The 8757-nt window shown below is 46.1% G+C and carries 16 protein-coding genes and 3 pseudogenes; 18 read left to right on the top strand and 1 reads right to left on the bottom strand.

From position 1 onward, the window contains the following. The first annotated feature begins 118 nt into the window (after positions 1 to 118). A complete protein-coding gene (locus ABVN36_RS24140) occupies positions 119 to 373 on the top strand; it encodes a hypothetical protein (protein WP_000401881.1) in 255 nt (84 codons plus the stop codon). A gap of 85 nt (positions 374 to 458) precedes the next feature. Beyond that, the gene (locus ABVN36_RS24145; protein WP_000983401.1) at positions 459 to 593 is read left to right on the top strand and encodes a hypothetical protein; all 135 of its coding nucleotides are present in this window, start codon (positions 459 to 461) and stop codon (positions 591 to 593) included. On the opposite strand, the gene ABVN36_RS24150 is transcribed toward ABVN36_RS24145, so the two are convergent. After that, positions 590 to 748 (bottom strand): hypothetical protein, encoded by a 159-nt coding sequence (locus tag ABVN36_RS24150; RefSeq protein ID WP_157784771.1) that lies wholly within the window; start codon positions 746 to 748, stop codon positions 590 to 592. The genes ABVN36_RS24145 and ABVN36_RS24150 overlap by 4 nt on opposite strands. Before the next feature lie 111 nt (positions 749 to 859). On the opposite strand from ABVN36_RS24150, the gene ABVN36_RS24155 reads away from it, so the two are divergent. The 16 genes and pseudogenes from ABVN36_RS24155 (at position 860) to ABVN36_RS24230 (ending at position 8756) form a co-directional block, all read left to right on the top strand. Then, positions 860 to 1048, top strand: a complete 189-nt coding sequence (locus ABVN36_RS24155) for a hypothetical protein (RefSeq protein ID WP_000613174.1) — start codon at positions 860 to 862, stop codon at positions 1046 to 1048. A 7-nt stretch (positions 1049 to 1055) separates the two neighbouring features. After that, complete coding sequence (locus ABVN36_RS24160; RefSeq protein ID WP_393923736.1) at positions 1056 to 1763, top strand: Rad52/Rad22 family DNA repair protein; 708 nt, start codon at positions 1056 to 1058, stop codon at positions 1761 to 1763. Beyond that, positions 1764 to 2234, top strand: a complete 471-nt coding sequence (gene ssb / locus ABVN36_RS24165; RefSeq protein ID WP_052929366.1) for a single-stranded DNA-binding protein — start codon at positions 1764 to 1766, stop codon at positions 2232 to 2234. Positions 2235 to 2296: 62 nt separating this feature from the next. Next, positions 2297 to 2794 carry an HNH endonuclease signature motif containing protein gene (locus ABVN36_RS24170; RefSeq protein WP_024148104.1) on the top strand — a complete coding sequence of 166 codons (498 nt, stop codon included), beginning with the start codon at positions 2297 to 2299 and terminating at the stop codon, positions 2792 to 2794. Between the two features lie 67 nt (positions 2795 to 2861). Further along, the gene (locus tag ABVN36_RS24175) at positions 2862 to 3155 is read left to right on the top strand and encodes a phage anti-RecBCD protein (RefSeq protein ID WP_079917330.1); all 294 of its coding nucleotides are present in this window, start codon (positions 2862 to 2864) and stop codon (positions 3153 to 3155) included. A 10-nt stretch (positions 3156 to 3165) separates the two neighbouring features. Next, positions 3166 to 3336 (top strand): DUF2737 family protein, encoded by a 171-nt coding sequence (locus tag ABVN36_RS24180; RefSeq protein ID WP_023993441.1) that lies wholly within the window; start codon positions 3166 to 3168, stop codon positions 3334 to 3336. Continuing rightward, on the top strand, positions 3324 to 4016 hold the full coding sequence (locus ABVN36_RS24185; RefSeq protein ID WP_023993442.1) for an HNH endonuclease signature motif containing protein: 693 nt from the start codon (positions 3324 to 3326) through the stop codon (positions 4014 to 4016). Before ABVN36_RS24180 ends, ABVN36_RS24185 begins: the two co-directional genes overlap by 13 nt. Continuing rightward, entirely contained in the window at positions 4013 to 4414 is a 402-nt protein-coding gene (locus tag ABVN36_RS24190) for a ParB/RepB/Spo0J family partition protein (RefSeq protein WP_023993443.1), read from the top strand. The genes ABVN36_RS24185 and ABVN36_RS24190 overlap by 4 nt, the downstream gene beginning before the upstream one ends. A 152-nt stretch (positions 4415 to 4566) precedes the next feature. Next, positions 4567 to 4728, top strand: a pseudogene (locus ABVN36_RS24195) (ead/Ea22-like family protein); the annotation flags it as partial. 1 nt (position 4729) lies between these two features. Then, positions 4730 to 4949: pseudogene (locus ABVN36_RS24200) on the top strand (DUF4014 family protein). 35 nt (positions 4950 to 4984) lie between these two features. Beyond that, positions 4985 to 5278 carry a hypothetical protein gene (locus tag ABVN36_RS24205; RefSeq protein ID WP_000267991.1) on the top strand — a complete coding sequence of 98 codons (294 nt, stop codon included), beginning with the start codon at positions 4985 to 4987 and terminating at the stop codon, positions 5276 to 5278. Further along, positions 5275 to 6435: a hypothetical protein gene (locus ABVN36_RS24210; RefSeq protein ID WP_023138679.1), complete on the top strand. Its 1161-nt coding sequence runs from the start codon at positions 5275 to 5277 to the stop codon at positions 6433 to 6435. The genes ABVN36_RS24205 and ABVN36_RS24210 overlap by 4 nt, the downstream gene beginning before the upstream one ends. A gap of 665 nt (positions 6436 to 7100) precedes the next feature. Continuing rightward, positions 7101 to 7556, top strand: a pseudogene (locus tag ABVN36_RS24215) (DUF551 domain-containing protein); the annotation flags it as partial. 315 nt (positions 7557 to 7871) lie between these two features. After that, positions 7872 to 8138 carry a hypothetical protein gene (locus ABVN36_RS24220; protein WP_023138681.1) on the top strand — a complete coding sequence of 89 codons (267 nt, stop codon included), beginning with the start codon at positions 7872 to 7874 and terminating at the stop codon, positions 8136 to 8138. Between the two features lie 131 nt (positions 8139 to 8269). Further along, on the top strand, positions 8270 to 8395 hold the full coding sequence (locus tag ABVN36_RS24225; protein WP_023138682.1) for a hypothetical protein: 126 nt from the start codon (positions 8270 to 8272) through the stop codon (positions 8393 to 8395). Then, complete coding sequence (locus tag ABVN36_RS24230) at positions 8379 to 8756, top strand: hypothetical protein (protein WP_223163363.1); 378 nt, start codon at positions 8379 to 8381, stop codon at positions 8754 to 8756. Before ABVN36_RS24225 ends, ABVN36_RS24230 begins: the two co-directional genes overlap by 17 nt. Position 8757 lies beyond the last annotated feature (1 nt).

The following is an 8757-nucleotide window of genomic DNA, read 5'->3' on the forward strand; positions in this document are numbered from 1 at the left end:
GAGCAATATCGCTCGTAACCAAACGAGGACGACGACTCGTTCTGGTTAATCGAAAAATCATCCCTTGATGTTATTTGCCGCTCTATATGGGCGGCATTCTTTTTACCTGGAGGAAAGCATGGAAATCGACGTTCGAAAAGTTGCAACTTATTCATCAAATGGTGGATGGAGAGAAGTAACCGTCAAAGAAGATAATACGACTATTAAGTTTGACTTAAACACTTATGGCGAAATTAAAGAGTTTTGCCATCACCTCTTGGATACCGCTTTTGCTGAGATGGAAATGGATGAAATCATCGCCTATCTAACGGAAAACAGCTATAGCGACGAGATTATCGAGCGCTACGAAGAAGAGAAATCAGAAGCCGCCTGAGTGCGGCTTTTTCATGCCCGCATATCAACAGAGATTCACGAGTCTCTATCGCTATGCAATCACACACAACATAAGGAACCAGCCCATGATGCAACTAAGCCTCGCGGGTAGCGGCGTCATGTCCGCTTTTTATCCCGCTGAATCCGAATTATCCAAGCGTATTCGTCGTCTTATTCGCGCTGTTCGTAAGCAACTGGAGGCGTTATGCAAAACACATTAACCGTTATTCGCCAGTGCGTAACTCCAGGAATGCTGGTTATTCACCACGGAAAGCCATGGAGAGCAGCAGTTAACAAAGACGGCAAGTTGCACATCCACACACTGACCGAAGCTAAGCCACTTAAAGACCTGCTGGTAGATATCGTGCTTAACCATAAAAACGAGCCGGAGATTATTTAGTGAGCATTACAGATACCTGGTCAGACGATGCGTTTATTCGCCTTATGCAGGACATGCTCAATCAGCAGAAAGAACAGGAGAACGATAATGATTCCTACAGACCTAGCCAGAACTCCAGAATTAAGCAGGATAAAGCGTCAGTATCACCTGACTGAGGCAATGTACTGGCGTAAGGCCGGTGATAAGTCGATGAAGTCCTTCTGTCTTGATATGGCTCGTCGTGAGCGAATGAATAAAGGCGAGTTTCTGGCTAATCCTTCCGAACTCCCATTCTGAGGTGTTTATGAATTTGAATGATTTTGATGCGCCATTCGCTGCTGACGATATTGAATGGCGTATCCAACAAAGCGGAAAAACGCGAGATGGTAAAGTCTGGGCAATGGTGCTCGCGTATGTGACCAACAGGGCAATCATGAAGCGCCTTGATGATGTATGCGGCAAGGCTGGCTGGCGTAACGAATATCGGGATATCCCGAACAACGGCGGTGTTGAATGTGGCATATCAATCAAGATTGGTTCTGAATGGGTAACCAAATGGGATGCTGCTGAAAACACACAGGTAGAAGCCGTCAAAGGTGGTCGCTCCGGCGCAATGAAGCGTGCTGCCGTTCAGTGGGGAATTGGTCGGTATCTGTATAACCTTGAGGAAGGTTTTGCGCAGATATCCAGTGATAAGAAACAAGGATGGCACAGGGCCAAACTGAAGGATGGAACAGGATTTTACTGGCTCCCTCCATCGCTGCCGAACTGGGCCATGCCAGCATCAGGCAATCAACCATCACCAGAAAATACCAACCAGAAATCTCCATCGGTTGACTGCGAACAAATCCTGAAAGACTTCAGCGATTATGCAGCAACAGAAACTGACAAGAAAAAACTCATTGAGCGTTATCAGCATGACTGGCAATTATTGGCTGGTCACGATGATGCGCAGACAAAATGCGTTCAGGTAATGAACATCAGAGTTAACGAACTAAAACAGGCGGCATAAATGGCTAGTAGAGGCGTAAATAAGGTGATCATCTTAGGCCGGGTCGGACAAGACCCGGAGGTTCGTTATTCACCATCAGGGACGGCGTTCGCTAACCTGACAGTCGCTACATCAGAGCAGTGGCGAGATAAACAGACTGGCGAACAAAAGGAGCAGACTGAATGGCATCGTGTGGTGATGAGCGGGAAACTGGCAGAAATTGCCAGCGAGTATCTGCGAAAAGGCTCTGAGGTTTATCTTGAAGGCAAATTGCGGACAAGAAAATGGCAGGACCAAAGTGGACAGGATCGGTTCACTACCGAAGTCATCGTTGGCGTTAGTGGAACCATGCAAATGCTTGGTGGCAAGCAAGGAAGCAATGAACAGTCTTCACATCAGCGAAATAACGGTCAGCAACAAAGACAACAACCTCAGCAGAAGGGAAATCACAACGAACCTCCCATGAACTTCGACGATGAGATCCCATTTTAATAATCGTGGTAACACATCCAGTATCTTGATATAGATTCTTGAAATATGAGTGGTTAATTAAAATGATTGAAAATTTATCACATAATTATCTTCATGAATTAAAGAATAGGTTTTTAGCAAAGGTTGACATTAATTCAGGGTATGTGCCTGAAAATATGAAAACTGAGTGCCATATTTGGATGGCTGGGAAGAGTTGCAGAGGATACGGAAGAATAAGCGTTAATGGAAAAGTGGTTAAGGCTCACAGATTATCATATGAGTTTAGTAAAGGAATAATTCCAGAAGGAAAGGTTGTGATTCATTTGTGTGACAACCCATCTTGCGTAAATCCAAAGCATCTAGCAGTAGGTACAGTTTCTGACAACAATGCAGATATGCGGCATAAGGGACGCGCAAAATATCAAACAGGAGAACAGAACGGTAACTCAAAATTAACAAAGGATAAGATTTTTGATATCCGTAGAGATATCAGATCAAACAGAATTATTGCTAGAGAATACAATATAAGCCACACACATGTTGGTTTAATTAAAAACAAGAAAATATGGAGACACTTATAATCAACGCCATAAAAACATAGCAAATACAAACAAGCCACAAACATTGTATAATGGATATCATATTATTATGACAAAACCATTGTTTGACTATAACAATCCTCTCCGCTGTTCCGGCAATTCCGTCTCGGAGGTGCTGGATAAATTCAGAAAAAACTACGACCTGATAATGTCACTACCGCAGGAAACGAAAGAGGAAAAGGAATTTCGCCACTGTATATGGCTTGCAGAGAAAGAAGAACGCGAGCGAATTTACCAGACATCCATCCGGCCATTCCGCAAAGCCACTTACACCAAATTTATTGAAATAGACCCGCGCCTGCGTAATTACCGCTCACGTTATGGCGCAATAAGTAATGACTGAGGAATTTACGATGAGAGGACTTGCATACAATCCCGACATTCTACCAGCCGAACTTATTATTAGGCACAAAATTAAACCAATGCCTACACGCGAAGAATTATTGCAGCGCAATTCATTCCCTTCTATTAACGAGAATAAATATTTGAATGCGATACTGAGGAAAGATAAATGCAAGAGGTAAAAATTTACACCGCGTCCCCATCTGATTTATCTCCACCGGTACAGTCTGAATCGTTCTGCGTTGACATGGTTCTGGCGTCTGATTATGCGGAGCTTGAGGCTAAATACGCGGCGCTGGCTGATTTATTTGGTGATGTGAAAGAGATTTTTGGTTTTAAGTATCGCTATTTCATTTCCTCAAAGGGGCTAATTTTCTCAATGGCTTCTGGCAAGCTAAGACAGTTAAACCCTTCTATGCGCGGCAAGAACAGAAATCAGTATTTGTTCGTTAGGCTGGAGCTTGAAGGGGAACTGAAAGGCGTGAACATCCACCGATTAGTTGCTGAAAACTTCATCGGGCCTAAGCCATCTGATGAGCACGTAATTAACCATAAAGACGGCAACAAACAAAACAATGATGCATCAAACCTTGAGTGGACAACGATAGCGGGTAACACTCAGCACGCATATAGAACTGGGTTAGCCGGAGGAAGAAAGCACGGTTCGTATAAAGGCCCAGTTTGTGCAGAGAATGAGGAAGGTTTTGGGTATGTGTTCTTTGATAGCAAACAGGCTATTGAGGCTGGCTTTAACCCAAATTCAATCAGGGACGCTGTAGTTAAGCCATGGAAGAAATTATTCGGATTCTATTTTAGCCGCATAAATAACACAGGCCAACTTCGCAAAGGCGGTGCAGCATGAGCATTATTAAAGGTCAGCTTATCAGCAGTCAGCGCTACCTCGACAAGGCAAAGGTAAACGACAGAGCGGCAAGATTTAAGCGTTTTATCGTATCTGTTTACCCGATAGTTCTGCGTGGGCAGCAATACACCATCCTGATGGATGGCCACCACAACTACGCGGCGGCAAAACTGGCTGGCATAGAACCTGATTACCGACCAGTCACCAAAAAGGTGCAGCGTATTCTCGGTGAGATGTCATGGCGCGAGCGCGAGGCATTCTTCATCAACAACGTTACAGACAGCAACTACTACTTTGTTGAAACAGGCGAAGTGGTTCATGAGTTGGTTATGCCTGACACGTCCTGCAAATTCCAGGCGCACGCAGGTAACCAATGGATTTTTGGGGGTACAGCATGACAATCGACAAACAGGCGCTGCGTATTAGTGAGCTTGAAGAACTCAACGAGCTGCTGCGTGAGAAGGTCAAAAAACTTGAGTCTGACCTGTGGGACAAAGAACAGTTACGCCATGTTTACAGCGAAAAATCCTTTGATCTCCAATGCAAGGTTCGTGAACTGGAGGCGCGGGCTGTCAACTTACCAAAACGCAGCGTTGGTGAGGTCATGCACCTGAGCGGATTCAGCCGGGATTACGCCGAGGGTTGGTGTGCTGGTAATGACAATGCGATACACGAAATACGCGCCGCTGGCATCAAGGTTAAGGGGGAGTGAAATGACAAAAATACTCCGGAAGAATTATCCACGTCAAAGTCGGTTTAAAGAGGCTCTATTTTTCCTTCTCTTTCTTATTTTAATGGTTCCAATATCACCGATATTCTTCATCTGGTTAGCAGGCGTACAGGCAGAAAAAAATAGCCGAGTGGTATAGCTCCATCGTATGGGGGCCATTTAACAAACTGCACAACAAATTAAATCCGTACAGGGAGGACTAACCCATGAACGCTATTACCTGCAAGGGGACGTGGCTATGTGGCGAGGATTAAATCGCGGCGGCAGCCAGATGATTCTAACTGCCTACGAATACGATCCGGAAACCGAAAAATCTCAGTCTGTTTACCTTCTACGGCATCACAGCAAGGTTAAGAAGACCACACTTGAACAGAAGCTGACAGTTAAGAACGACGCCTTCGGGCGGTTTAAGCCTTTCGTTGAACTTGAAGATTTTCCGGAAGGGCTTAGCGAACGCGAAGCAATGCTGAAATTAGCTGACTGGCTGCACCGACTTAGTGTGGCTATCGAAGATAACTGGAGTACACCATGACTATTACCAAAGAACGCCTGCTCAAAATTCAGCATTGGCGCGAAACATATGGAGCTGATAGCAACGTTATGCTGCCGGCAGAAGAGGCGGAGGAGCTGGCACGTATAGCGCTGGCAGCGCTCGAAGCGGAGAAAGGTGCCGACCCCGTTGTGTTCACCGACGAACGAAATCTTCGTCACATTGCCAGGGGGCGAGAAACCTCTTTGATTTGGGGTAAACAAAACCAGGAGGTGGGAGATATCCCGCTCTATCGTCACGCCCAGCCTGTGCCGGTAGACAAAGAATTTATCCCTAAAAATCTGGACAAGGCGTTGGGTGTTGTTGGTGTTGCGTTACCTGAATCAAAGGAAGAGTTTAATTTCCAGATAGAGCGCTGGATACAGCGTCTCATTGACCGGGTTATTCGTTATGCCGACGAATTCAAAGAGCAGCCTGCGCCGGTAGTGCCTGATGAAATGGCGACATCTGATGACATGAATCTTTATCAAAAGAGCTTTGCGCAAGGCTATAACGCCTGCCGCAATGCCATGCTCAACGCCGAGCCGCTGCGTGCCATCCAGACCGCGCCAGCATTGGATTTCTTGAATAAAAACGCCGCTCCGCTGCATGCCACCCCCAAAGGAAATAGACTCCGTATTGCGGAAGGTGAATTTGCAGCATATTTCCCGCAAGAGCGGCCTGTGTCCGGAGCGCGCGTAATTGCCTGGGATGAGAGCGGTCATTTGTTGGGTATCGGATTCGGTCGCGATACCCGAGGATCAGGCATCGCAATAGTTGTTGAGGGGAAGAAGTACGACTCAAATCATATTATCCACTGGTGCAACTATCCGGCGATCCCTGAAGGTTTAAATATTCGCGCTATCGCCGCGCTTCGTGCCGCCGTACGTAATCAGTGGCTGAAGTCTGATAATTTTGCAGACAAGGTTTACTGGAAGAGCATGCACTCTATTGCCAATGAGATCGTCGAGGCAATGATGAAAAATGAGCCACATCAACCTACCGAAAACCATATCCCATCCCGCGAAGCCATTATTGCTGGTGGCGTTTTGGTCCAATGCCCTCGATGCTATAACGATTCTTACCGTTTGAATGTTAATGGTCTGACTCATTATTGGTGCGACAAGTGTGCAAACTCCATTACTTCGGAGAGCAAATGACACTAATCATCCAATCCGAGGCTTATATCATTGGTATTGAGAAGGCACTAGACGATTCAGAGCGCACCGTTGGGAGCATCATCGAACCGCAGAAAGACGGATCTCTACGTGTTGTGGCTACGTTCAATGAGGCAGTAGCTTCCGTCATAGAGCAGCTGGACAACAAGGTACGCGCCGCCGAACAGCGCGTAAAAGAGATGGAAGCGAAACAGCAGCATATCAGCCTGAAACCGCAGCCGCTAACACTGGCGAACGAGACGATGGACGTTGAGCGCCTGCGTGAAATCGCTGAAGAGGACAATGGTAGCGACGTTAAGTTTGAATGCTCAGTGATGGCGCGCATGCTGCTTTCTGTGGCCCTAAACAGCGATCCAGTGGCCTATACCGACGCGGAGGAGTTGGAGAGCCTGGAAGGAGTTGATGGGCACTCTTACGCGCACCTGTGGCCAAACTCCTACGGTTTCGGCAAAGACATTGCGCTCTATACCGTTCCGCAGATGATGCCGCTGCCGGTGAACATCCTGGACGATGAAACCAATCGGGACGTCTTTGAAGCCTGGGTGGCGGACTATACCGGCCATACCAAAGGCTTTGTGCGCCAGTTCCGAGTAGACGACAAATACCGTAGCGACTCGATGTGGAATAAATACTGGAACACCTGGAACGCCTGCCGCGCCGCCATGCTTCAGGGTAGCCAACCTGTAAGCCAAACTTACAACTTGCCAGAATTAATCGAAGGCATGGAAGTTTCCATTGATGTAAGCACTTGTGATGCTGATTTAGGTAATCGCTATTTCGGTACTGTCACCGAGGTATCAGAACTGGACACAGCCAAGAACGGTTACATCCTTCTGGTTCAGGACGCAAAGCCAAATTTCGATGTGAATGGCAACTCTCCGGTAACTCAGGATGGTTGGATAAGCTGTAGTGAGCGAATGCCGGATAGCAAAACTGGCGTTCTTGTTGCCAGAGAGTTTGGCAGGAAAGGTGACTGGCGAATGAAATGGGCGACTTACATCCCGTGGCATCCTGACACTAATGATGGGTGGCTAATTCCTGGGGCGTCGTGGAAACCATCACACTGGATGCCGCTACCAGAGCCGCCGCAGGAGGAAAAGTAATGCAACCATTTGGGAAATTCTATTCGGTTGATGGTTGTACCTGTTCGTTGTGTCGCTCACGAGGCTACAGAAAAGGAAACGGATATGATGCTGAATTGAGAACCTGTAAACATCGAGCTCGTCAGCAGAGTAAGCGACTGATTGATAAGGAGTTAAGACAGTTCGAAAGCATTCGCGATTATTGATCAAACTGAACTATAGCAGAAGCCGTAAACAATTTGTTTTCAGAGTTAAGTTATTATCTAACCCTTCAAAATTGACCAACATTTGCTTTAATTTATACTGTACAAAAACACAGTATATATGGTGGCTAAAATGGGTGGCAAAGTACCTAACTACCAAATCGTTTATAGAGACGAGACACTCAATTATTTCAAGCCTGGAGGATATGTTTTCTTTCAAAGGCTTAAGGAATATGGCGGTGGTTATTGGTTAGGCAAAATTTACGAGGATGGGTTCGAGTTTGTGCTTGAAAGGCCAACCTCATTAAGTGAGGGAATTAAGCATTTACTTGTTTTAAAATACGTTGAAGATGGGTATTTGGAATTTGTAGATGATATCGACGACTTCAAGCTCCAATGATGCGATAGCTTTTAACATACCTCATGTGAAGATTATACGTTCGCATGTCATTCAGCACGTAACTATCTTATGCTGAAAGATAAAACAAGCGCTCTTCGGGGTGCTTGTTTGCTTATCGGGAGAGTCCACAGATGCTGAAGCGCAGCAGCTCGGCTCTCAGCACCGCAAAAATAACAATCCTCGCACTCGCGGGGATTTTTTTATCTGAACTCGCTACGGCGGGTTTTTTATTGGAGATAGATGATGGCAATGAATAAACGAGAAAAAGAACAACTTGAAAACGCTGTTCGCCTTATGGATATAAACCGATCGCTTAGATGGTCTGACTATGGAGCAGATCGCGATGTAGGCGTACCAGATAGCATCACCCAGTATGTTAACGGTTGGTCTATCAACACATATTCCTGCCGTGTATATAAATCATGGTCATCCACTGTATCTCATGGTGACGGATGGGTTGAAAATGAAGAAAGACCCCGCTCCGCATCACAGAAAGGGATTGCGCAATACAGCACCAAAGAAAAGGCACTTAAAGCATTAAGGCATTGCATGGAAATGAAGTTTGCAGAAGCACTATACGAGATAGACCAGCAAATTCTCGCCACCGACGCGGAGTAAC

Source organism: Salmonella sp. SJTUF15581 (assembly GCF_043356775.1).
Taxonomy (GTDB): Bacteria; Pseudomonadota; Gammaproteobacteria; order Enterobacterales; family Enterobacteriaceae; genus Salmonella; species Salmonella enterica.